22 protein-coding genes, 2 tRNA genes and 1 pseudogene are annotated in these 22,274 nt (G+C 72.3%); 15 read left to right on the forward strand and 10 right to left on the reverse strand.

The window, feature by feature from the left end; translation table 11 throughout:
- Nucleotides 1-3: 3 nt before the first annotated feature.
- The 3 genes from O2V63_RS04370 to O2V63_RS04380 are packed head-to-tail and all read right to left on the reverse strand — an operon-like array spanning nt 4 to nt 1,947.
- Nucleotides 4-375: a hypothetical protein gene (locus O2V63_RS04370; RefSeq protein ID WP_269166340.1), complete on the reverse strand. Its 372-nt coding sequence runs from the start codon at nt 373-375 to the stop codon at nt 4-6.
- Nucleotides 376-389: 14 nt separating this feature from the next.
- Entirely contained in the window at nt 390-1,184 is a 795-nt protein-coding gene (locus O2V63_RS04375) for an enoyl-CoA hydratase/isomerase family protein (RefSeq protein ID WP_269166341.1), read from the reverse strand.
- Between the two features lie 37 nt (nt 1,185-1,221).
- Complete coding sequence (locus O2V63_RS04380; RefSeq protein WP_269166342.1) at nt 1,222-1,947, reverse strand: GAF and ANTAR domain-containing protein; 726 nt, start codon at nt 1,945-1,947, stop codon at nt 1,222-1,224.
- Nucleotides 1,948-2,272: 325 nt separating this feature from the next.
- On the opposite strand from O2V63_RS04380, the gene O2V63_RS04385 reads away from it, so the two are divergent.
- Both O2V63_RS04385 and O2V63_RS04390 read left to right on the forward strand, forming a co-directional pair.
- Nucleotides 2,273-3,034, forward strand: coding sequence for an ANTAR domain-containing protein (locus tag O2V63_RS04385; protein WP_442928986.1), 762 nt, complete (start codon nt 2,273-2,275; stop codon nt 3,032-3,034).
- Nucleotides 3,035-3,283: 249 nt separating this feature from the next.
- Nucleotides 3,284-4,150 (forward strand): GNAT family N-acetyltransferase, encoded by an 867-nt coding sequence (locus tag O2V63_RS04390; RefSeq protein ID WP_269166343.1) that lies wholly within the window; start codon nt 3,284-3,286, stop codon nt 4,148-4,150.
- A 581-nt stretch (nt 4,151-4,731) separates the two neighbouring features.
- On the opposite strand, the gene O2V63_RS04395 is transcribed toward O2V63_RS04390, so the two are convergent.
- Nucleotides 4,732-4,807 (reverse strand) — tRNA-Lys (locus O2V63_RS04395).
- 199 nt (nt 4,808-5,006) lie between these two features.
- On the opposite strand from O2V63_RS04395, the gene O2V63_RS04400 reads away from it, so the two are divergent.
- Entirely contained in the window at nt 5,007-6,218 is a 1,212-nt protein-coding gene (locus O2V63_RS04400; RefSeq protein ID WP_269166344.1) for a L,D-transpeptidase, read from the forward strand.
- A gap of 45 nt (nt 6,219-6,263) precedes the next feature.
- Here the strand turns inward: O2V63_RS04400 and O2V63_RS04405 are convergent, their stop codons facing one another.
- The gene (locus tag O2V63_RS04405; protein WP_269166345.1) at nt 6,264-6,806 is read right to left on the reverse strand and encodes a DUF1353 domain-containing protein; all 543 of its coding nucleotides are present in this window, start codon (nt 6,804-6,806) and stop codon (nt 6,264-6,266) included.
- 130 nt (nt 6,807-6,936) lie between these two features.
- Between O2V63_RS04405 and O2V63_RS04410 the strand changes: the two genes are divergently transcribed.
- From O2V63_RS04410 to O2V63_RS04425, 4 genes are read left to right on the forward strand one after another with little or no spacing between them, the layout of a single operon-like run.
- Entirely contained in the window at nt 6,937-7,293 is a 357-nt protein-coding gene (locus O2V63_RS04410; RefSeq protein WP_269166346.1) for a DMT family transporter, read from the forward strand.
- The gene (locus O2V63_RS04415; protein ID WP_269166347.1) at nt 7,290-7,610 is read left to right on the forward strand and encodes a DMT family transporter; all 321 of its coding nucleotides are present in this window, start codon (nt 7,290-7,292) and stop codon (nt 7,608-7,610) included. Before O2V63_RS04410 ends, O2V63_RS04415 begins: the two co-directional genes overlap by 4 nt.
- A 43-nt stretch (nt 7,611-7,653) precedes the next feature.
- The gene (locus tag O2V63_RS04420; protein ID WP_269166348.1) at nt 7,654-8,049 is read left to right on the forward strand and encodes an ArsR/SmtB family transcription factor; all 396 of its coding nucleotides are present in this window, start codon (nt 7,654-7,656) and stop codon (nt 8,047-8,049) included.
- A complete protein-coding gene (locus tag O2V63_RS04425) occupies nt 8,046-8,708 on the forward strand; it encodes a cation diffusion facilitator family transporter (protein WP_269166349.1) in 663 nt (220 codons plus the stop codon). The genes O2V63_RS04420 and O2V63_RS04425 overlap by 4 nt, the downstream gene beginning before the upstream one ends.
- Nucleotides 8,709-8,714: 6 nt before the next feature.
- Here O2V63_RS04425 and O2V63_RS04430 read toward each other — a convergent pair whose 3' ends face one another.
- The 3 genes from O2V63_RS04430 to orn form a co-directional block, all read right to left on the reverse strand.
- Nucleotides 8,715-9,608 (reverse strand): F510_1955 family glycosylhydrolase, encoded by an 894-nt coding sequence (locus O2V63_RS04430; protein ID WP_269166350.1) that lies wholly within the window; start codon nt 9,606-9,608, stop codon nt 8,715-8,717.
- A 174-nt stretch (nt 9,609-9,782) separates the two neighbouring features.
- Nucleotides 9,783-9,855: transfer RNA gene (locus O2V63_RS04435), tRNA-His, on the reverse strand.
- A 62-nt stretch (nt 9,856-9,917) separates the two neighbouring features.
- A complete protein-coding gene (gene orn / locus O2V63_RS04440) occupies nt 9,918-10,589 on the reverse strand; it encodes an oligoribonuclease (protein WP_269166351.1) in 672 nt (223 codons plus the stop codon).
- A gap of 139 nt (nt 10,590-10,728) precedes the next feature.
- Between orn and O2V63_RS04445 the strand changes: the two genes are divergently transcribed.
- Together O2V63_RS04445 and O2V63_RS04450 are read left to right on the forward strand one after the other, a co-directional pair.
- Nucleotides 10,729-11,952, forward strand: a complete 1,224-nt coding sequence (locus tag O2V63_RS04445; protein ID WP_269166352.1) for a hypothetical protein — start codon at nt 10,729-10,731, stop codon at nt 11,950-11,952.
- A gap of 118 nt (nt 11,953-12,070) precedes the next feature.
- Nucleotides 12,071-13,843 carry a hypothetical protein gene (locus O2V63_RS04450; RefSeq protein ID WP_269166353.1) on the forward strand — a complete coding sequence of 591 codons (1,773 nt, stop codon included), beginning with the start codon at nt 12,071-12,073 and terminating at the stop codon, nt 13,841-13,843.
- A 19-nt stretch (nt 13,844-13,862) separates the two neighbouring features.
- Here O2V63_RS04450 and O2V63_RS04455 read toward each other — a convergent pair whose 3' ends face one another.
- Nucleotides 13,863-14,459: an SACE_7040 family transcriptional regulator gene (locus tag O2V63_RS04455; protein ID WP_197058333.1), complete on the reverse strand. Its 597-nt coding sequence runs from the start codon at nt 14,457-14,459 to the stop codon at nt 13,863-13,865.
- A gap of 63 nt (nt 14,460-14,522) precedes the next feature.
- Between O2V63_RS04455 and O2V63_RS04460 the strand changes: the two genes are divergently transcribed.
- On the forward strand, nt 14,523-16,124 hold the full coding sequence (locus O2V63_RS04460) for a carboxyl transferase domain-containing protein (RefSeq protein WP_269166354.1): 1,602 nt from the start codon (nt 14,523-14,525) through the stop codon (nt 16,122-16,124).
- A gap of 43 nt (nt 16,125-16,167) precedes the next feature.
- Here the strand turns inward: O2V63_RS04460 and O2V63_RS04465 are convergent, their stop codons facing one another.
- Entirely contained in the window at nt 16,168-16,698 is a 531-nt protein-coding gene (locus O2V63_RS04465; RefSeq protein ID WP_269166356.1) for a ferritin, read from the reverse strand.
- Between the two features lie 98 nt (nt 16,699-16,796).
- Here O2V63_RS04465 and O2V63_RS04470 point away from each other — a divergent pair, with 98 nt between their 5' ends.
- The 5 genes and pseudogenes from O2V63_RS04470 to O2V63_RS04485 all read left to right on the forward strand — a co-directional run bounded on the left by O2V63_RS04470 (nt 16,797) and on the right by O2V63_RS04485 (nt 22,237).
- Nucleotides 16,797-16,982: a hypothetical protein gene (locus tag O2V63_RS04470; RefSeq protein WP_164702154.1), complete on the forward strand. Its 186-nt coding sequence runs from the start codon at nt 16,797-16,799 to the stop codon at nt 16,980-16,982.
- 55 nt (nt 16,983-17,037) lie between these two features.
- Complete coding sequence (locus O2V63_RS04475; RefSeq protein WP_269166358.1) at nt 17,038-19,047, forward strand: ATP-binding protein; 2,010 nt, start codon at nt 17,038-17,040, stop codon at nt 19,045-19,047.
- A gap of 2 nt (nt 19,048-19,049) precedes the next feature.
- Nucleotides 19,050-20,204 (forward strand): acyl-CoA dehydrogenase family protein, encoded by a 1,155-nt coding sequence (locus O2V63_RS04480; protein ID WP_269166360.1) that lies wholly within the window; start codon nt 19,050-19,052, stop codon nt 20,202-20,204.
- A 224-nt stretch (nt 20,205-20,428) separates the two neighbouring features.
- Nucleotides 20,429-20,707, forward strand: a pseudogene (locus O2V63_RS20785) (GNAT family N-acetyltransferase); the annotation flags it as partial.
- Between the two features lie 189 nt (nt 20,708-20,896).
- Nucleotides 20,897-22,237: a hypothetical protein gene (locus tag O2V63_RS04485; RefSeq protein ID WP_269166362.1), complete on the forward strand. Its 1,341-nt coding sequence runs from the start codon at nt 20,897-20,899 to the stop codon at nt 22,235-22,237.
- Nucleotides 22,238-22,274: the final 37 nt, after the last annotated feature.

Genomic DNA, 22,274 nt, shown 5'->3' on the forward strand with positions numbered 1-22,274 from the left:
AGCTCAGCCGGCAGAGGCCTGGTCGCCCAGCCGCTGCCGAGCGGCCTCGGCCAGCCGCTCCACGGTCTGCACCTCGGCGGCGGCCTCTCGCAACCAGGTGCGCAGGCCGTCGACGTCGTACCGGTTGCGGTCGCGCAGCTGGCCGAGCAGCACCTGCCGGGCGCTGGACTGGGCGCGCATCGCGGTGGGCAGGGTGCGGCCGGTGCGGCGGGCCCGGGTGGTGAGGCCGGCGCCGAGGAAGACCAGCTCGCGGACGTCGGACAGCCCGGCGAGGAGCGCCTCGGCGTCCTCGGGCCGGCCGTCGGCCAGCAGCTGCAGGTACTCGCCGGCGCGGCGGGCGCCGGTGTCGGCGGGGTTCTCAGACGGTGCGGTCACCCCTCCACTCTCCCTCAGCGGCCGGACCAGTGCGGCGGGCGCTTGTCCAGGTACGCCGCGATCCCCTCGCGCCGGTCCTCGCTCAGGTAGGGGTTCGGGCCGACGTCCAGCCGCAGCGCCGCGGCCAGCGGCAGCTCGAGCCCCTTGACCGCGGTCTCCTTCATCCGGCGCACCGAGAGGGGGGCGTTGCCGGCGATCCGCTCGGCGAGGGCCAGGGCCGTGGGGAGGACGTCGTCGACCGGGACGACGCGGTTCACCAGCCCCCAGCGGGCGGCGTCCTCGCTGGTGACGTACTCGCCGGTGAAGAGCATCTCCAGCGCGATGCCGGTCGGGATGCGCTTGGGCAGCACGACGGACCCGTAGTTGGCGCCCATGCCGATCGTCGCCTCCGGCAGGCCGAGCTTGATCCCGGGTGCGGCGATCCTGATGTCACAGGCCAGCGCCAGCTCGAAGCCGCCGGCGACGGCGTGCCCGCCGAGGGCGGCGATCACCGGCACGTACGTCTCGCCGAGCACCTCGAACAGGTTGCGCCCGGGGCGGTTCATCGGTGGCCGGAAGGGCTCCCCGCGCTGGTCGCGCTCCCGGATCTCCTTGAGGTCGAACCCGGCGCAGAAGGCCGGCCCGTTCCCGGTGAGCACGATGGCCCGGACGTCGGCGTCCTCGGCGCAGGCGAGCAGCTCGTCGACCAGGTCGGCCTGCAACGCCGAGGACAGCGCGTTGCGCCGCTCGGGCCGGTCGAGGGTCAGTACGCGGACGTGCCCTCGGGTCTCGACGGTCAGTCCCGACTCGCGGCGCTGCGATTCGCTCATGGCCGCGATCCTGCCCGCACCGGTCAGGCCCGGCAGGTCAGGCGGAGGGGAGCTCGCCGGTCTGCACGAACTGCTCGGCGATGTCGCGGACCTTCCGGTTGGTCTCCATCGACAGCTCGGCCAGGGCGGAGAACGCCCGGTCGGCCGGCCACTTGTAACGCTCCATCAGGATGCCCTTGGCCTGGTCGATCACCGCCCGGGAGTCCAGGGCCGCGCGCAGGTGCTCGGCGCGCCCGACGGCGGTCTCGTAGAGGTACATGTTCGACACCGGGACCACGGCGTAGGCCGCGAACCGCGCCGCGGTCCGACGGGTCTGCTCGTCCAGTGGCCGGGAGGTGCGCGCGTAGACGTTCAGCCCGCCGGTGATCAGCTCCTGCGGCGGCAGCGGGAAGGACAGCACCCCGCGGCACCCGCGCTCGGCAGCGGCCTGCGGGAACGCGCTCCACCGCTGCTCCGCGGCGGTGTCCAGCAGCTCGACCACCGCACCCGTCGTCGCCGCCTCCATGCAGGGCCCGGAGCCCTGCGCGTACTGCACGAGGTCCAGGTCGAGGGCGAGGGGGTCGCTCGCGGCAACGGTCGACGAGCGGCCGTCGGCGACGATGGTGACCGAGATCGCGGGGTCTCCGGAGAGCACCCGGGCGGCCAGGTCGGTGACCCGCTGCAGCACCGACTCCAGGGAGTGCTCGGCGAACGACATCCGGCCCAGCTCGTCGAAGGCGAGCTGGACCAGGTCGGCGTCGGGATCAGGGGTGGGGCGAGTCAACGTGGTACTCCGGCGGCAGGTGGCACCGGACAGCAGCATGCGCCGGCGGGGAGACGGGCCCTGGGAGACCACCGAGGACCCGCCGAGGACGGGGTCGAGGACCCCGCTGCCGCACGCCGGCTGTGTGACGTTGTGGCACCCGGAGCATAGCCGGGGTCGGTGAACGAGTCGGGCCGCGTGCGAACGGTGTCGATCATGCTCCGGCAGGTAGCGTTGTCATCGGTGCCGTCATCGGTGCCGTCATGCGGCACTGACGTGCGTCAGACAGCGGCGTGCACGCGAGCGGGGCCTCAGTGCGGGGCCCTCGCCGAGGTTGCCATCCCCGGTGCTCCACCGACCGGAGGTCGACCTGTCCATCTCTGACGGACCCCTGTCCCGTGACGCCACCGACGCTCTTGCACGCCTGGGCAACCTGGCGCTGCGGGACCACTCGATGGAGTCGGTGCTGCAGACCGTCGCCGACCTGGTCAAGCAGGTGCTGCCGGGCGAGATCGAGGCATCGATCTCGCTGCTGGTCAACGACAAGGCGACGACCACGGTCTACACCGGCCAGCTCGCCCTGGACCTGGACGAGAGCCAGTACGGCCGCGGCTACGGCCCCTGCCTGCACGCTGCCTCGACCGGCGAGCTGGTCGAGATCGCCGACGCGCGCGTCGAGGACCGCTGGCCCGACTACGGCCAGGCCGCCTGGCAGCGGGGCAGTGGCAGCTCGCTGTCGGTGCCGCTGCCCGTCCAGGAACAGGTGGCGGGCGCACTCAACATCTACGCCCGCAAGCCGTACGCCTTCGACGAGGAGGCACGGTCGGCCGCGGTGCGGTTCGCCCCCTATGCCGGGGTCGCAGTGGGGAACATGTACGCGTACCAGAGCGCCCGGGACATGGCGGAGAACCTGCAGATCGCCCTGGAGTCCCGGGCGGTGATCGACCAGGCCAAGGGCATCCTGATGGAGCGGCACAAGCTCACCGCCGACCAGGCGTTCCAGGCGCTGGCCGCGGTCTCCATGCGGCGCAACCGCAAGGTGCGGGACATCGCCGAAACGCTCGTCCGGACGGGGGAGTTCCGGCCGGACGGCCCGGCGGCCGGCTGAGCGTCCTCGGCCCACTATCGGGTTGGGCCACGACGCGCACGGGCAGGACCCGGGCAGGGGCCGTCTGCGTGCCGGCACACAGAGGACCCCAGGCTCGGTGGTCGAGATGACGGCCACCGAGCCGCCCCCATCCGCGGACGGCGTCCGGGCCGAACACCCTCCGGTCGCGTCGTCCCCCTGCCCCTGGGTCGGCGCGGCTGCCCGGCCGAGGCTGGGACGCGCAGGGCGTGGACCTGCCAGGCTGCGCCCGTGCCTCCGTCCACCGTCGTGCGCCCGGCAACGCCGGACGAAGCCGGCTTCCTCACCGAGCTGGCTCGGCGCAGCAAGGCGTACTGGGGCTATCCGGACGACTTCCTGGCGGCCTGCCGCGCCGACCTCACCGTCGACCCGGCCGCCTGCGACGGTGCCTCCGTGCGCATCGCGGAGCGCGACGGCCAGGTCCTCGGGTTCTGGCGGCTGACGCCCACCGACGACCCGGTGCGGGGTGAGTTGGCCGATCTGTTCGTCGAGCCACAGGCCATCGGCACCGGTGTGGGCCGGCTGCTGGTCACCGACGCCGTGGCGAACGCCCGCGCCCGGGGCTGGCACACGGTGGAGTTCGACGCCGACCCACACGCCGAGGCCTTCTACCGGCACCTCGGCGCGGTGCGGACCGGTCTCTCCCCGAGCACGGCGTCACCGGGGCGGTGCCTGCCGCGGATGTCGCTGCCCGTCGCCGCGCGTCACCACGTCGTCTGTGGGGCGTTCGTCCGGAACGGCCGGGTCCTCCTGGGGCACCGGACGGCTGATCGCCGCTGGTACCCCGACGTGTGGGACCTGCCCGGCGGGCACGTGGAGGACGGCGAGAGCGAGCTCGCCGCGCTCCGCCGTGAGCTGCGGGAGGAGGTGGGCGTGCAGGTGGCGGGCGTGGACCCCGAGCCGGTCGCGCGGCTGCTCGACGAGGACCTCCAGCTGGCGGTGTGGTCCGTCCACGACTGGGCGGGTGAGCCGGTGAACCGCTGCCCGGAGGAGCACGCCGAGCTGCGCTGGGTCGCCCCGGACGAGCTGGCGGAGCTCAGCCTGGCGGACCCCCGGTACGTCGACCTGCTCGGCGGGCTGTGCAGAGGCGAGGGGTGACGCCGTCCTCGGCAGTGGCCGCGGAGCCCGCAGCCGACCACGTTCCAGACGTGTCGCCTGTTGCAGGCGTCCTCTGATGATCGAGCTGGGGGGAGGGCCTGGCAGGGGGTGCTCGACGGGCTAGGGACGACGGCCGATCCGGGTCAACGTCCACAGGGCGCATCGGCGGCAGATGAACACCCCTGGGGTGCCCCCCAGCTCGTGCACTGCCGAGTGAGGGAGCTGTCGCCCGCAGCAGCCACAGTGCACCTGCTCCGCACCCGGGGGCGCCTGCCGCCCAAGGAGCTTCACGTGGAGACCGTCATCAGGTCGTCGGCCGTCGGAGACCCAGCCAAGCCGTCGTCGGCCTCCTGCCAGTCGGGACAGCCGTCGGGGCAGGCGAGCGTCACGTCCACGTCAGCATCCTCGCGCAGTCCGTCCAGCTGTCGGTGCACGAGTGAGTCGGCGTCGACCCGGCCAGGGGCAGCGGGTCATCCGTGCGTCGGCGGAGAGGGCCACGCGCAACGGAACTGGGGATCCAACCTCCAGGAGACGACGAAGCGGCGACGTCCGTGGACATCGCCGCTGGTCGTGGCAGTGCGTGGTGCGCCATCAGGGACTCGAACCCCGAACCCGCTGATTAAGAGTCAGCTGCTCTGCCAATTGAGCTAATGGCGCGTGTCGCTCGACGTGGTCGGGCAACAGGAGGGGACTCTACACGCTGATCCGGCTCCACCGTCCGATGGGGTCGGGTCATCCACGTCACGTGTTGCGGCGCACAACGAACTGTCAGCAGGAGCGTGGAGACTGGGCGACGGTGCGGACGCCTGGCGGGAGGGCCCCGGTCGGCGCGCACCGGAACAGGGGGCAGGTCTTCGTGGGTTCGCAGCAGGCGAGACGGATCGCTGCAGTGCTCATCGCCGCGTTGCTCGCCGTGCTGGCGGCCTGCTCGGGGTCGTCGTCCGAGGCCGTGCCGGACGACGCGGCCGGGCCGCCGACCACCGCACCCGCCGCGCCCGCCGTGGTGGCGCTGAGCCTGGCCGACGGCGCCGCCGACGTCCCACCGACCACCCCGCTGGAGGTCGCGGTCACCGGCGGCGAGCTGGATGAGGTCACCGTCGCGGACGCCACCGGCACCGAGCTGACCGGCAGTCTCGAGCCCGTGGCGGGCGACCCGTCCACCGCCGTGTGGACGCCGGAGGGCGGGCTGGACTACGGCACGAGCTACACGGTCACCGCCACGGCCACCAACGCCGCCGCCGACGAGAGCACCGCCACCTCGACCTTCACCACCGTGACCCCGGAGGCCCTGTCCACCCCGGGCATCGGCCCGCTGGACGGCACCACCGTGGGTGTCGGCATGCCGATCCGGGTGTTCTTCGACGAGCCGGTCGCCGACCAGGCCGCCGTGGAGAGCCACCTCCTCGTCACCAGTAGCACGCCCACCGACGGGGTGTGGAACTGGGTGCGCGACGACGAGGTGCACTTCCGGCCCTCCACCTACTGGCCGGCCGACACTGAGGTGACGCTGGAGGCCGACCTGTACGGGGTCGACTTCGGCGAGGGCGTCTGGGGCGAGAAGGACCGCACCATCTCCTTCAGCGTCGGGGAGCAGCACGTCTCCGTCGCCGACGCCGCGGCGCACACGTTGAGCGTCTACGACAGCGGTCAGCTCGTGCAGACCTTCCCGATGAGCGCCGGCAGCACGGAGAACCCGACGCACAACGGCGCGCACGTCGTCCTGGAGAAGTTCGCCGACATCACCATGGACTCCTCGACGTTCGGCCTGGCCGTCGACGCACCCGGCGGCTACCGCACCGACGTCGAGTACGCGACACGGATCTCGAACAACGGCGAGTTCGTGCACGCCGCCCCGTGGTCGGTGGCCGACCAGGGCTCGCGGAACGTGAGCCACGGCTGCCTCAACCTCTCCACCGAGAACGCGAAGTGGTTCTACGACTTCTCCCATCCCGGCGACGTCGTCGAGGTCGTCAACTCGATCGGAGGCACGCTGACCGCCGCCGACGGCGACATCTACGACTGGGCCATCCCGTGGGCGGACTGGACGGCGGGGAGCGCACTGTCCTGAGCGGCCCGTGGCATCCGGCCGGCGTACCTGCGGGCGTCGGCCGGATCAGCGCCACACGTCGGGCTCCGGTCCCGGCGTGCGACCTGCGGTCAGGCGCGTGACCAGCGACTCGGCGACCCGGTAGGCCGCCAGCGCGACCGCGATCACCCCCGCCGGCGGGACGACGACCGGAGCGGCCAGCACCGAGAGGGCCAGCACCCGTGGGGCATCGCGCCACCAGCCCGCCCGGCGCGCCGGGTTCGCCAGCGCTCCCCAGCGCACGCCGCACCACATCAGCCAGCGGCGCAGCGGCGGCACCCCGAGCTCGCGCATCACCCGCCGGAAGACCCCGTCGGCGTCCCGGGCGGAGACCAGCCCGCCGGGCACCGCGACGTCGGTCAGCCAGTCGTGCAGGACGGCGGCCGGGGTGTAGCGACCGGAGCGCGGGAACAGCCACACCACGACGCGGGGCACCGAGGCGAAGTCGGTCCGGAACCCGGGTGGGACGACGAAGGTGTCCCGGTCGCCGCGGTAGACCAGCGGCGCCAGCACCTCCCACGTGTTGTCGGTGGCCCGGCGCACGGTGAGGGCGAGTGAGTCGAAGGGCACGGTCGGCAGGATCCCCCCGCTCGCCCTCCCCGACACCCGCCCCGCCCTGATCGCCGGTCCGGGCGGGATGGTGAGGTGACCGGGTGAGACCAGGTCGGACGTCGGGAGACCGCTGCGGCTGGGACGCCGCGTGACCCGCTGGCTGTGGCTGACCGGGGCGATCGTCGTCGAGGTCGCCGCGACCCTCGCGCTGCGCGCGGCCACCGAGCAGGCGGCCTGGTACCTGCCGGTGGTCGTCGGCTACGTCGCTTCGTTCCTCTTCCTCGCCGGTGCACTGCGTCAGGGGATGGCCATCGGCGTCGCCTACGGCATCTGGGGTGCCAGCGGGGTGGTGCTCACCGCCGTCGCCGCGGCCTCCCTGTTCGGTGAGCCGCTGACCCCGCTGATGGGCCTGGGCTTCGCGGTCATCGTCGCCGGGGTGCTGCTCGTGGAGCTCGGCTCGCACCGCGCCGAGCAGGCGCCCGAACGGGTGGGGGAGGGGCGGTGACCTGGCTGTTCCTGGCCGCGGCCATCGGCTGCGAGGTGGCCGCCACCATGTCGCTCCGCGCCTCCGACGGCCTGCGGGACAAGCGCTGGGCCCCGCTGATCATCCTGGGGTACCTGGCCTGCTTCTCCTTCCTCACCCTCGCGCTGAAGGCGGGGCTGGCAGTCGGCGTGGCCTACGGCGTCTGGGTCGCCAGCGGCGTCGCGTTGACCGCCGTGCTGGCGCACCTCGCGTTCCGCGACCCGCTCACCCGCACGATGGGGGTCGGCATCGCGCTCATCGCGGTGGGCGTCCTGCTCGTCGAGGTCGGCGCCCACTGAGCGACTCTGTCCCCACATCGCTTGGGCTGGCTATCATCGCCGCATGACGATGCTGGAGGACGGCGCAGCCATGGCGTCGGCAGGAGATGGCGCGCCCGCGGTCGACGAGTCCGCCGCGCTCACTGCGGCGGCGTGCATGTTCCGCAGCCTGGGCGACCCGGCCCGGCTGGCGATCGTGCGGCACCTGACCCTCGGGGAACACAAGGTCGTCGAGCTGACCGAGCACCTGGGCCTGGCCCAGTCGACCGTGTCGGCGCACCTGTCCTGCCTGCGGGACTGCGGGCTGGTCACCTCCCGGCCGCAGGGGCGTGCCTCGATGTGGTCGCTGACGACCGCGCCCCAGCTGCTGGCGCTGCTGGCCGCGGCCGAGCAGCTGCTCGCCGCCACCGGCGACGCCGTCGCGCTGTGCCCCACCTACGGCGAGACGAGCCGGGCGTGACCGCCCAGCCGGGCGCCCTGACCGAGGCCGAGACCGAACGGCTGACCCGCCGTGGGCTGCGCCTGGCGCAGTTCACCGTGGTCTACAACGTCGCCGAGGGCGCCGTCGCGATCACCGCCGGCCTGCTCGCCGGGCTGGTGTCCCTGGTGGGGTTCGGCGTCGACTCCGGCATCGAGTCCCTCGCCGCCGTCCTCGTGGGGCTGCGGCTGGCGGCCCGGCTGCGGCACGGCAGCACCGACGAGGACAAGGAACGTCGCGCGCTCAAGGCGGTGGCGATCACCTTCTTCGTCCTGGCCGCGTACGTGCTGATCGAGGGTGTCCGCAGCCTGCTCGGCGACGAGGAGCCGAACACCTCCACCGTCGGGCTCGTCCTGCTCGCCGCCTCGATCGTGGTCATGCCGCTGCTGGCCCGCGCCAAGCGCCGGGTCGGGCTGGCGCTCGGCGGCGACCCGCTGGTCCTCGCCGACGCAGCCGAGACCCGGATCTGCGTGCTGCTGAGCATCTCCACCCTCGCCGGGCTGGGGCTCTACGCGCTCACCGGCGCCGCCTGGCTCGACCCGGTCGCCGGCTTCGTCATCGCCGCCTTCGCCGTCCACGAGGGCCGGGAGGCGTGGGAAGGCGAACTCGTCGAAGACGACGAGGACGAGGACGAGATCTGACGGGCTTCAGGACTCTCGGTACCACTCGGTGAAGGTCTCCCCGCCGTCGGTGGAGGCCAGGACCGCACCCTCGACGGCGATGTAGACGTCCTGCCCGTCCACGGTCAGCGCCTCCGGGGGGCCGCCGGCGCTGCCTCGCTCGGCCCAGGTCCGACCCCCGTCGGTGCTGCCGAACACCGTTCCGTCGGGGGAGACGCCCACCGCAGAGCGGCCGTCATCGGCGACGTCCACCAGGACGAGCAGCGGCGCGCCGGCGACGGCGGAGAAGCCCTGCCCGGCGTCCTCGCTCACCATCAGCCCGGCCTCGGTGGTGGCGAGCACCCGCTGCGGATCAGCCGGGTCGGCGGCCAGGTCGGCGATCCGCATGCTCCCGCGGTCGGCCCACTCCAGACCGTCCTCGCTGACCAGCAGCCGGCCGCCGCTGTAGCCGTAGACGACGCCGTCGGCGGCGTCCAGGGCGTGGAAGTCGGCCTCCCCGGCCAGCGAGAGGGTCTCCCAGGTCTCCCCGCCGTCGGTGCTCTCGAGCAAGCCCAGGTCAGCCGGGCCCTCCTGCCCCTCGCCGGGGTGGCCGCTGGCCAGGTAGCGCTCCGGGCCGACGACGGTGAAGCCCATGAAGTCCTGCACCCGGTCGGCGATGCGGGTCAGCTCCCCGTCCGGGGAGATGCGCACCAGCCCGTGGTGCGTCCCCGCGTACAGGGCGTCGTCCGCCGGGTCGATGCCCAGCCCGTGCACGTGCTCGAGGGTCGCGTCGTCCGGGTGGGCGTGGGTGCCGTCGTCGTGGCTGTGTGCCTCGCCGTCGGCTGCGACCTGGTCCCCGGCAGTGGCGTCGGTGCCGCACCCGGCGAGGAGCAGTGCTCCGGCCGCGGCGGCACCGACCAGCACCCGCCGCCGTGGACACATGGCCGCCTCGCGGACGGATCGAGCGGCTCGGGACGGCAGGACGGACGGTGACATGAGCTCCCCACAGAGACCGGACGGGCGTACTGCTCCACACAGCATCCGCCGCCGGCCGGGCCGGCGGCGCCGAGACGGACGGAGGCCCCGGTCGGCGAACTGACCAGGGCCTCCGGGCGGGGTGAGTGACGGGACTTGAACCCGCGACATCCAGGATCACAACCTGGCGCTCTACCAGCTGAGCTACACCCACCATGCACACCGGGCGGCTGGCGAGAGCCGGCCCGGTGGACGAGCACACGATACCGGAGGTGGTCAGCTCTCCGACGAGGCCGGGGTCGCGGCGGGCTCGGGGTCGACGGCGAGCAGCGGCGCGAAGGCCGCCACGACGTCGGTGGCCGCCGCCTGGGCCTGGTCGCTGCTGGGGCCCGGCTCGGGCACGAAGAGGGTCTGCCGGTAGTACGCCAGCTCCCGGATCGACTCCAGGATGTCGGCCAGCGCCCGGTGGGCCAGGCCCTTGGGCGGCTGGGCGAAGTAGACCCGGGGGAACCAGCGGCGGCCGAGCTCCTTGATCGAGGACACGTCGATCATCCGGTAGTGCAGGTGGTCGTCGAGCTCGGGCATGTCCCGGGCGAGGAAGCCGCGGTCGGTGCCGATCGAGTTGCCGCACAACGGGGCGGTGCGGCGCTCGGGGACGAACCGCTTCACGTAGGCGAGCACCAGGGCCTGGGCCTCCTCGAGGGTGACCGTCGAGGCGCGCACCTCCTCGGTGAGCCCGGACTTGGCGTGCATCTCGGTGACCACGTCGGCCATGCCGGCCAGGTCGGGGTCCTCGGCGTGGATGATCACGTCCAGACCCGGGTCGAGCACGTTCAGCTGGGAGTCGGTGACCACGACCGCGACCTCGATGAGCTTGTCGCTGGCCAGGTCGAGCCCGGTCATCTCACAGTCGATCCAGACCAGGTTGTTCGCTGCGCTGTCGGCCACGGCCGCGACCCTACGCACTGCGCGGCGGACCACCGGCCACACCCGCCCCACCGCTCCCGATCCGCTCCTGCAGTCGGGTCTCCGGGCCCTCTCCCGCCGCTACAGTCCGGGCTCCTGCACCGACCTCGCGGAGCCGCTCGTGTCCTCCAGCACCTCCTTCACCCCGCGCTCCGACACGGCGGTGCCGGCACCGGCCTCACCGGGCGCCGCGTTCCGGCACCCGGTCGCGCTCCTGCGCTGGCTCTGGGAGGCCTACCTGACCCCCGGCCGCCCCGGCCGGCCCACCAGCCCGGACGAGCTGCGCTGGATGTACACGGCCTGGCTGGCTGCGTTCGCGCTGAAGATGCTCGGCTCCTCCTGGGACGTCTCCTGGCACTTCAAGTGGCTGCGCGACGACCTCGCCCCACCGCACCTGCTCAACTCGGCCGGCACCGTGCTCGTCGTCGCCCTCGTCGTCTTCCACAGCTACAGCGGCTACGGGGTCGACCGGCGGGCGCTGCAGCTGATGCAGGCCGGCATCGGCACCTTCCTGGTCGCCGTCCCGATCGACGTCCTCAACCACCGCATCAACGGGCTGGACATCACCAGCTGGAGCCCCAGCCACGCGCTGTTGTACGTGGGGACGGCGATCATGCTCGCCGGTGCCATCCGGGGCTGGTGGCTCTACGCGGCACCCGGCAAGCTGCGCGACCTGGTGTCGCTGGGGCTGTGGCTGTTCTTCGTGGAGAACGTGCTCTTCCCCAACCAGCACCAGGAGTACGGGGTGCTCTCCCTGGCCGACTACCGGGCCGGGCGCACCACCGCCGAACCGCAGCTGCTCGACTTCGCCGCCTCGCAGGGTCAGACCCCGACCCAGTTCATGCTCCCGGTGCCCGCCTGGGTGCACCCGGCCTGGTTGGTCTGCGCCGGAGTGCTCGCCCTGGTGGTGGCCCGCAGGACCGTCGGCCTGCGCTGGACGGCGACGACCCTGGCCGGGGTCTACCTGGCCTACCGGGCGGTGACCGGGCTGCTGCTGGACGCCACCGGCTTCCCGCCCTCGGTCCTGCCGCTGATGCTGCTTGCCGGCGCGGTCCTCGTCGACCTGGCCGTGCTCGCCCGGGTCCCGGGCTGGCTGGCCGGCCTGGCCGTCACCGGGGGAGTGGCCGCCGCGGCGATGGTCCAGTCGACGCTCGACGTCATCCCGCCGTGGAACTGGTCGGCCCTGCCCGTGGTGGCCGTCGGCCTCGCCGCGCTGTGGGGCGCCCTGGACCTGGTGACCAGGAGCTCCTGGTGGGTCCGCTGGCAGGCGCCGGTGGAGCCGGGCCGCCCCTCGGCCGGGGACACACCGGTGGCGGTCGCGGAGGGCGGCGCGTCCTCGCACTGAGCCCCGGGACGGGCCGGTCGATGACGTAACGTCGAAGACGTCCGCCGCCCAGCCGCCGCGGCGCCCTCCGCGGCCGCACCCGTCCCGCCGCGCCCCGCTGCCTCCCCCTGGAGAGTCCGTGCTGATCCTCACGCCGACGCCGCTGCAGACAGCGGCCGAGCGTGCGTTCTTCGCCGAACTCGCCGGCTGGGACACCGGCAGCGGCGTGCGCGGCGCGGTGATGGCCTCGTTGCCGGTCGTCGAGGGCCCGATGCAGCGCCGGCAGTCCGACGCGGTGCTGTTCGTGCCCGAGGGCGTCGCCGTCGTCCGGGTGGTCGAGGTGGAGCGCCAGTCCGGCGTCGTCACCGCGTCACCCGAAGGTGCCTGGACCATCGGTCCCGGCGACGGGCCCGGTGAGGTGCTCCAGCTGGCCGGTGGGGGCTCCAACCCGCTCGACGGCCTGATGCGGTCGGGCATGCACGCCGCGGTGACGCTGCGGCAGGCCGGGCTGGAGCCCGGGCGGATCGCCCGGCTCACCGTCCTCACCGGCTCGGTGACCGGGCTGCTGCCGGCCGACGGCGATCTGGGGGAGGGCGACCAGGTCGCCCTCCTGGACTCCGGCTCGCTGCAGCTCGGGGTCGCCCGCGCGGCCCGGTACGCGGGCACGGACAACCCCCGACTGTGGACGACGGCCGACGTCCGGGCCGGCATCGAGGCCCTCGGCGTGGCCGGCCGGATCCCCACGGTCGAGGAGCTCAACGGCGAGGGGTTCCCCTACTCGCCCTACGTGCTGCGCCGCCCGGACCTGCTGACCCCGGCTGCGCTGAACGCCGCACCCCGCCGCACCACCGTGGCCGCGCCGACGTCCGCACCGGCGGACGGGGCGAGGCGCAGCAGCGGCGAGGCCGGTCCGCTGGTCGACCCGGCCGCCGCCGCCCGGATCGCCGCCGCCGCCGTCGAGGCGCAGGAGGCCGCCGAGCGGAGGGACGCCGCGCCGCAGTCCGCCGTCGTCCCGCCCGCGGAGGAGGCTCCCTCGGACCGCCGGCCGCCGGGCCGTCCCGGGGACACCATGGCGCTGGTCCACGAGCCGGCCGAGCCCTCGGCGGACGACACCGGTGGGCTGGGTGGGCTCTTCGGTGCCGCCGGCGCCTCGGCGCCCGTCGCGGAGCCCACCCCACCTCGGCTGCGCGAGCTGCCGCCGGAGCTCCGTCCCCGCCCGCAGGCGCGGTCCGTCGTACCGGCGGCGGGCAGCACCGCGGCGACCGCCCGGGGCGACTCCTCCCGCGGCAGGCAGGTCCTCCTGGTGCTGGTGGCGCTGGCGGTGGTGGCGCTGCTCGTCGTCGTGGGCGTCCTGGCGCTCGGCGACGACGACGGCGACGCGCGGGCGACGACGGCGGGCGCGACCACCGGCGCCGCACCCGTCACGTCGGCGGCCCCGGGCCCCGTCGTCGGCGCCACCGCGGTCGTCAACGGCACCACCTTCACGCTGCGCGTGGTCGAGGAGAACTCGACCTGCATCGGGCACTCCTACGACGCCGTCGCCGGGTTCTTCGCCAACAACGACTGCACCGACCTGGAGCGGGCGCTGTGGGCGGCCGAGGTCGAGGGCCTGCCCGCCGTCGTCTCGGTGGCTCGCGTGACCATGCCCGACCCGGCCAGCGCCCAGGCGCTCCGGTCGCTGGCCGACACCGACGGCAGCGGCAACGTCAGCGACCTGCTGCGCGAAGGTGTGAGCTATGAGGGCGCACCCGAGCGGCTCTCCGGCGCCCAGTACGCCAGCAGCCAGCAGGACGCCACGGTCACCATCGTGGAGACCTCGTGGGCCGGGGCCGAGCGGGGCGCCACCTCGGCGCTGGACGCCCTGGCCAGCGCCGGGCTCTCGCTGCCCGGCGACGGGGTCGACACCAACTGAAGGAGGACGGGGTCCTTCCTCAGGCGAGGGCGGCGGCCATCGCCATCTCGGCCAGCAGGCCGGCCATCGCCGGGCGAGCGACCCGGCCGGCGCTGTGCGGCGTGGAGTTGATCAGCCCGAAGAGCGCGTGTGCCCGGGCGCGGCAGGCCGCCGTCGAGGCCTCGGGGTGGAGCCTGGCCAGCACGGCGACCCACTCCTCGACGTAGCGCCGCTGCAGCTGCCGCACCTGGCGGGCGTCCCGGTCGGTCAGCGCGCCCAGGTCGCGGTCCTGCACCGTGATCAACGCGGGGTTGTCCAGCGCGAAGTCGACCTGGAACTCCACCAGGGCGCGCAGCTGGTCGACCGGTGACGCCCCGGCCGCCGCGACTCGTTCGGTTCCCCCGGCCAGCAGCCGCTCGCTGATCCGCAGCAGCATCTCGGCCAGCATCGCGTCCTTGCTGGCGAAGTGCCGGTAGATCGCCGGGCCGGTCACGCCCACCGCGGCGCCCACGTCGTCGACGCCGACGGCGCGCGAGCCCCGTTCGGCGAAGAGCTGGGCGGCCGCGCGCAGGATCTGCTCACGCCGGGAGGGGTTCGCCGCGTCGCTGTGCAGGGCGCTGTCCTGCTGGGACGTCACGGCGTCAGGTTAATCGCCGTTCACCCTGGACCAACACTGTGAACCGTGGTTAACCTCACTCCCGTGGACGCACCGGTGCTGCCCAGTGCCCCGTCGGCGGACCCGGCGGTGGCCGGCAACGCCGCACACCACGCCGGCCTGGCCGCCGCACTGGCCGCCCAGCTGGCCCGGGTGGCGCTCGGTGGGGGTGAGCGGGCCCGGCAGCGGCACACCGACCGCGGCAAGCTCCTGCCCCGCGAACGCGTCGACGCGCTGCTGGACCCCGGGAGCCCGTTCCTGGAGCTGTCACCGCTGGCTGCGCACGGCCTCTACGACGACGAGGCGCCGGCCGCGGGGATCATCACCGGCGTCGGGCGGGTGGCCGGGCGTGAGGTCGTCGTCGTCGCCAACGACGCCACCGTCAAGGGCGGCACCTACTACCCGATGACGGTGAAGAAGCACCTGCGGGCGCAGGAGGTGGCGAAGGAGAACCGGCTGCCCTGCATCTACCTGGTCGACTCCGGCGGGGCCTTCCTGCCGCTGCAGGACGAGGTCTTCCCCGACCGCGAGCACTTCGGCCGGATCTTCTTCAACCAGGCGAACCTGTCCAAGGCGGGGATCCCGCAGATCGCCGCCGTCCTCGGCTCGTGCACCGCCGGCGGTGCCTACGTGCCGGCGATGAGCGACGAGGCGGTCATCGTCCGCGGCCAGGGCACGATCTTCCTGGGCGGCCCGCCGCTGGTGAAGGCGGCGACGGGAGAGGAGGTCAGCGCCGAGGACCTCGGCGGCGGCGACCTGCACTCCCGGGTCAGCGGGGTCACCGACCACCTCGCCGAGGACGACGCGCACGCGCTGCAGATCGTCCGGCAGATCGTCGGCACCCTCGGCCCGCGCGAGCCCCGGCCCTGGGACGTCGAGCCGGTCGAGGAGCCCGCGTACCCGGCGGAGAGCCTCTACGACGTCGTCCCGGTCGACACCCGCACGCCCTACGACGTCCGCGAGGTGATCGCCCGGCTGGTCGACGGCAGCCGGTTCGCCGAGTTCAAGCCGCTGTACGGGCCGACGCTGGTCACCGGCTTCGCGCGGCTGCACGGCCACCCAGTCGGGATCATCGCCAACAACGGCGTCCTGTTCGGTGAGTCCGCGCTCAAGGGCGCGCACTTCATCGAGCTGTGCGACCGGCGCAAGACCCCGCTGCTGTTCCTGCAGAACATCTCCGGGTTCATGGTCGGCCGTGACTACGAGGCCGGCGGCATCGCCAAGCACGGCGCGAAGATGGTCACCGCCGTGGCCTGCGCGCGGGTGCCCAAGCTGACCGTCGTCATCGGTGGCTCGTTCGGCGCCGGCAACTACTCGATGTGCGGCCGGGCGTACTCACCGCGGTTCCTGTTCACCTGGCCCAATGCCCGCATCTCGGTGATGGGCGGGGAGCAGGCGGCCAGCGTGCTGGCGCAGGTCCGCCGGGACCGGCTGGGGGACGACTGGAGCGCCGAGGACGAGGAGGCGTTCAAGGCGCCGATCCGCCAGCGGTACGAGGAGCAGGGCCACCCGTACCACGCCACGGCCCGGCTCTGGGACGACGGCGTCATCGACCCCGCCCAGACCCGCACCGTGCTCGGGCTCGCGCTCTCCGCGTGCGCCAACGCCCCCCTCGAGGAGGTCGGCTATGGCGTCTTCCGCATGTGAGTGGTGGAGGGGCCAAGTTCGCGACTTTGGCCCCTCGATGGGGTCAGCCGGCGGCGCCGGCGATGGCGGGGGCCATCGGGTCGGTGCCCTCGGGCTTGACCTCGCGCAGCACGTAGTCCTCGATCTGCTCCACGTCGTGGGCCGAGCGACGGACGACGGCGAGCAGGTCGCTCATCTTGCTGACCTCCTCGACCTGCTCCTTGATGAACCACTGCATGAACTGGTCGGAGGCGAAGTCGTTGTGCTGCCGGGCGACCGCGGTGAGCTGGTTGATCTGCTCGGTGACCCGCTTCTCCTGCTCCAGGGCCAGGGCGACCGGGGCGACGACGTCGGAGAAGTCGGTGATCGGGGCGGCGATGCCGGGGATCTTCACCGGGGCGTCGGCGTCGAGCAGGTAGCGGACCATCATCATCGCGTGGTCGCGCTCCTCGCCGGCCTGGTCGAAGAACAGCTGCGCGGTCTGCGGCATGGTCAGCTCGTCGAAGTAGATGGCGCAGGCGACGTACTGCTGGTGGGCGGCGAACTCGTGGCCGATCTGGGCGTTGAGCAGGTCGATGAAGGCATCGGCGGCCATCGGGACTCCTGTAGGTCGCTGGGTGACGTCCCTCGAACGGTATCGGGCGACACGCCGCAGCCGTGGACGGGTCGGCAAGGCATGGCTAACCTCACCGCGTGGGGAAGCCGGCCAAGATGCCCAAGAAGAAGTGCTGCGTCGACAAGCCGCGGTGCGGTCGCTGTCCGCTGCGGGCGCTCGCCGAGGGGACGCTCCCGCCCGGCTACACCGTCAAGAAGCGCCGGCTGGTCAAGGCCACCAAGGCCGACGTCGTCCTCGCGAAGAGCACCCGCAAGGCGGCCTGACCCCGCCTGGGGCCGGAATCGCGACTTCGGCCCCTCGCGTGGGGGGTGGTGAGGCGTGTTCGAGACCGTCCTGGTCGCCAACCGCGGTGAGATCGCCGTCCGGGTCATCCGGACGCTGCGGGCGATGGGCATCCGCTCGGTCGCGGTGCACAGCGAGGCCGACGCCGGTGCGCTGCACACCCGGCTGGCCGACGTCGCCGTCCCGATCGGCCCGGCTCCGGCCGCGCTGAGCTACCTGTCCATCGAGCGGGTGCTGGACGCCGCCCGGCGCACCGGCGCCCAGGCCGTGCACCCCGGCTACGGCTTCCTCTCCGAGAACGTGGAGTTCGCCCGCGCCTGCGAGAAGGCCGGGATCGTCTTCATCGGCCCGCCGGTCGCCGCGATCGAGGCGATGGGCGACAAGATCCGGGCCAAGCAGACCGTCGCCGCCGCCGGGGTGCCGGTCGTGCCGGGCCGCACCGAGCCGGGCATGGACGACGCCGCAGTCGCCCGGGCCGCGGTCGAGGTCGGCTTCCCGGTGCTGCTCAAGCCCAGCGCCGGTGGCGGGGGCAAGGGCATGCGGGTGGTGCGCGACCCGGCCGAGCTGGCCGAGCAGATCGCCGGGGCCCGCCGCGAGGCCCGCGGCTCCTTCGGCGACGACACGCTGCTGGTCGAGCGCTACCTCGGGCACTCCCGGCACATCGAGGTGCAGGTCTTCGGCGACGAGCACGGCACCGTGGTCCACCTGGGCGAACGGGAGTGCAGCCTGCAGCGCCGGCACCAGAAGGTGATCGAGGAGGCGCCGTCCCCGTTGCTGTCGGAGGCCCAGCGGCAGGCGATGGGCGCGGCGGCGGTCGAGGCGGCCCGGGCGGTCGGCTACACCGGCGCCGGGACGGTCGAGTTCATCGTCGACGCGGACTCGACTGCCCGGGGGCAGGACCTCGCCTTCTTCTTCCTGGAGATGAACACCCGGCTGCAGGTCGAGCACCCGGTCACCGAGTGCGTCACCGGGCTGGACCTGGTGGAGCTGCAGCTGCGGGTGGCGGCCGGGGAGCGGCTGCCGATCGGGCAGGACGACGTCCGGCTGACCGGCCACGCGATCGAGGCGCGGGTCTACGCCGAGGACCCGGCCCGCGGGTTCCTGCCCCAGGCCGGGGAGGTCGTCGGGCTGGTCGAGCCGGCCGGCGCCGGCATCCGGGTGGACAGCTCGCTGCGGGTCGGCGGCGTCGTCGGCACCGACTACGACCCGATGCTGGCCAAGGTGATCGCCTGGGGCCCGGACCGGGAGACCGCCCGCGCGCGGCTGGTCACCGCCCTCGGCGACACCGCCGTCCTGGGCGTGGCCACCAACACCGGTTTCCTGCGGGACCTGCTGACCGACCCCGACGTCGTCGCCGGCCGGCTGGACACCGGGCTGATCGAACGCCGCGGCGAGGCGCTGACCGGCGCCCGGCCGATCCCCCCGCACGTCCACGCCGCGGCGGCGCTGGCGCTGCTGGCCGAGGCCGAGCCCCGGGGCGCAGCGGTCGACCCGTGGGCGGACACCTCGGGCTGGCGGCTCGGCGAGCCGGCCTGGACGGTGCGCCGGCTGCAGGCGCCCGGCGCCGATCCGGTGACGGTGCGGGTGCGCGGCCGGTCGTCGGCGGCGCAGGTGCGTGTCGGGGACGGCGAGCCGATGACCGCCCGGGTCGACCGGGACGGCGACCTGCTCGGCGTGACCCTCGACGACGTCACCACCCGCTACACCGTGGTGCACGCCGGGGGCACGGTCTGGCTCGCCGGGGACGGGCACGCGGTTGGGCTGCGCGAGCACGAACGGCTCGCCACGACCGGGACGGCGGCCGGGTCCGACGGTGCGGTGACCGCGCCGATGCCCGGCACGGTCACGGTCGTGCAGGTGTCCCTCGGGGACCAGGTGGAGGCGGGCACCCCGCTGCTGGTGGTCGAGGCGATGAAGATGGAGCACGTGCTGACCGCCCCGCTCGCGGGGACGGTCACCGAGCTCCCGGTGACGGCCGGCCAGTCGGTCCGGCTCGACGAGCGGGTGGCCGTGGTGACCCCACCGGCGCCCGGCGAGGAGGAGTGACCGTGCTGGACTACCGGCTCGACGAGGAGACCGAGGCGCTGCGGAAGGTGGTCCGCGAGTTCGCCGTGGAGGTCATCGCACCGCAGATCGGTGGGTTCTACGAACGCGACGAGTTCCCCACCGACATCGTGCGGCAGATGGGCGAGCTGGGGCTGTTCGGCCTGCCGTTCCCCGAGGAGTACGGCGGATCCGGCGGCGACTACTTTACCCTGTGCGTGGCGTTGGAGGAGCTGGCCCGCGTCGACAGCTCGGTGGCGATCACCCTGGAGGCCGGGGTGTCGCTGGGCGCGATGCCGATCTTCCGGTTCGGCACCGAGGAGCAGAAGCACCAGTGGCTGCCCCGGCTGTGCGCCGGTGAGGCGTTGGGCGCCTTCGGGCTCACCGAGGCCGGTGGCGGTTCCGATGCCGGGGCCACGAAGACCACCGCCCGGCTCGAGGACGGCGAGTGGGTGATCAACGGCTCGAAGGCGTTCATCACCAACTCCGGCACCGAGATCACCGACCTGGTCATCGTCACCGCGGTCACCGGCACCAAGGCCGACGGCGGCAAGGAGATCTCGGCGATCATCGTGCCGTCGGGCACCCCGGGCTTCGCCGTCGGCAAGCGGTACGCGAAGGTCGGCTGGAACGCCTCGGACACCCGCGAGCTCTCCTTCAGCGACTGCCGGGTGCCCGCGGAGAACCTGGTGGGGGAGCGGGGGCGCGGGTACGCCCAGTTCCTGTCGATCCTGGACGAGGGGCGGATCGCCATCTCCGCGCTGGCCGTGGGGCTGGCGCAGGGGTGCGTCGACGAGTCGGTCAAGTACGCCGGGGAGCGGGAGGCGTTCGGGCAGCCGATCGGCCGCAACCAGGCGGTGCAGTTCATGATCGCCGACATGGAGGTGCGGGCCTCGACCGCGCGGCTGGCCTACTACCGGGCGGCGGAGAAGATGCTGCGCGGTGAGCCGTTCAAGCGGGAGGCCTCGATCGCCAAGCTGTACAGCTCGGAGATGGCGATGGAGAACGCCCGCTACGCCACCCAGGTGCACGGCGGGTACGGGTTCATGACCGAGTTCCCGGTCGGCCGCTTCTACCGCGACGCCAAGATCCTGGAGATCGGCGAGGGGACGAGCGAGGTGCAGCGGATGCTCATCGCCCGCTCCCTCGGCCTCGGCTGACGGGAGATCAAACGCATTTTTCGACGGTGCTACGTCGAGGAGCGTCTTAGTGGGACGACGCGCTACGGCGAGTCGTAGAGCACAACAACGTTAGGTCGCGTAGGAAGGGCACCGTGGGAGACGTGTTCAGCGCGGGCACGGTCTCGTTCGAGCGACCCGAGCCGGACGATCACCTACTGGCCGAGGTTTTTGCCTTGGGGGAGTCCGAGTCGCGCTACTTGGGCATGCTGACGCCTCAGGCTTGGCGTGAGTACGCCAGCAAACGAACCGTCCTGGCCGCGGTCTCAGGCGACGGTGAGCTGCTTGGGTACGCCGCTTTTCGGCTGCCCAGGAACAGAGTTGTCCTAGCGCACCTGGTTGTGCACCCGCGAGGTCGACGTCGTGGTGTAGCAAAGCGGATAATCGATCATCTTTCTGCTGAGTATGCGAGTAAAACTGGGATAGCGGCGCGATGTCGGCGCGACTACCCGGCCAATGACATGTGGCCTAGTCTCGGTTTCGTCGCTCTTGGAGACAGGCCTGGGCGAAGCGTTGTGGGACACCGCCTCACTGATTGGTGGCGCGATCACGGACATCCCGATTTGCTCACATGGGAAGGTGCGCCATCGGCGATTGTGTCCGTTGTTGCCGACGCGAACGTCTTTCTTGATCTTCATGGTCGCGATGCCGGGTCGCAAGCAGAGGTGACTCGCATGATTTTCAACAGCATCAGTGACCGAATCGAACTGCTTGTAACTCCTGAACTGCACAATGAGGTCGACCGAGTCATCGACGAGACGGATCGTCGGAGACTGCAGTCGATCATCGATACGTACCCCCGCTTGAGGGTGGCGCCGGATGTACTCGCCCGTACCAGGGCGGCGTTGATAGAATCTCTCGGGCATGCGCCAGCGGGAGCGCGTGACGTCAGCGACCTGAATCACATCGCTTACGCCGCCGCTGCTGGCGTGTCTGTAGTCGCTACTCGTGACCTAGCTGTACTGCAGAGGTTGACCGCGCCAGCCGAACAGGTCGGGCTACGTATCGTCAGTCCGGATGACCTCGTTGCCCTTGTGGACGAGCGTGAATCGGCGCCGGCGTACACGCCGGCCGCGCTCCTTGACACGGGCTATCAAGTGGCTGAGGCGGGCGTTTCGGACAATGTGGTGTTGGAGCGCTTCGTTGACGGTGGAGCGGGAGAGCGGAAGAAGGATTTCCGGCTTCGAGTAGGCGAGTTGGCCAGGCAGCGACCGAGCTCGAGCCGGTTGCTGTTCACGGACCCTGACGGTGAGCCCGTGGCCCTCCTGGGATATGCCCCGAGCGAGCAGACGCTCGAAGTGACCGTCGCCCGGCTTCGTCCGTCTTCGCTACGCTCGACAATCGCCGCGCAGGTCGTCTCGGGAGTGCGTACCGCTGCCCTCGCTAGGCAGAAGAACCTAATCCACGTCACCGATCCGTTCGCAGACTCGGCGATGTACCAAGCGTTCTTGGCAGATGGCTACCGTCCGACATCGTCGGGTGTCATGGCTGCGACAGTCGGCGGAGTCCTCTCCGTGAACGAGTTGCGTTCTCAGCTGCGGTCATTGCGTAGGTCGCTATCTCCGGATGACGGCGCCTCGGTTCTTCCGTCCTGGCTAGATGTCGACATTCAACCCGACTTGGTTGAGCCGAACACGGCGGCCTCGATCGAGCGTCAGCTACGACCTCTGAAGCTATATGACGCTCCCATCCCGGCGTGGATGGTGCCCATCAAGCCGCACTACGCGAGCCAGCTGTTCGGCTACCCAGCGGAGCTCTTCCCTCGCGGGGACGAATTGGGAATCAGTGTTGAACAGGTGTACTACAGGGCTGGCCGATCCGGCGAGGAAGCGCCGGGTCGGATTTTCTGGTATGTCAGTGGGTCGCGAAACGGCGAGGTTATCGGAACCAGTGAGCTGGTGGAGGTTGCCGACGGCTCGCCCGATGTTCTATGGCGAGGTATCGACGACTCGGTGTCTACACTCGGCAAGAGGTTGAGGATAGTGCTGATTCGAAAAACTCAGTGCGCGCGCTGAGGTTTATAAACACTGATCTATTTCATGCGCCGGTGCA

It is taken from the genome of Modestobacter sp. VKM Ac-2977 (assembly GCF_026968045.1).
GTDB lineage: Bacteria > Actinomycetota > Actinomycetes > Mycobacteriales > Geodermatophilaceae > Modestobacter.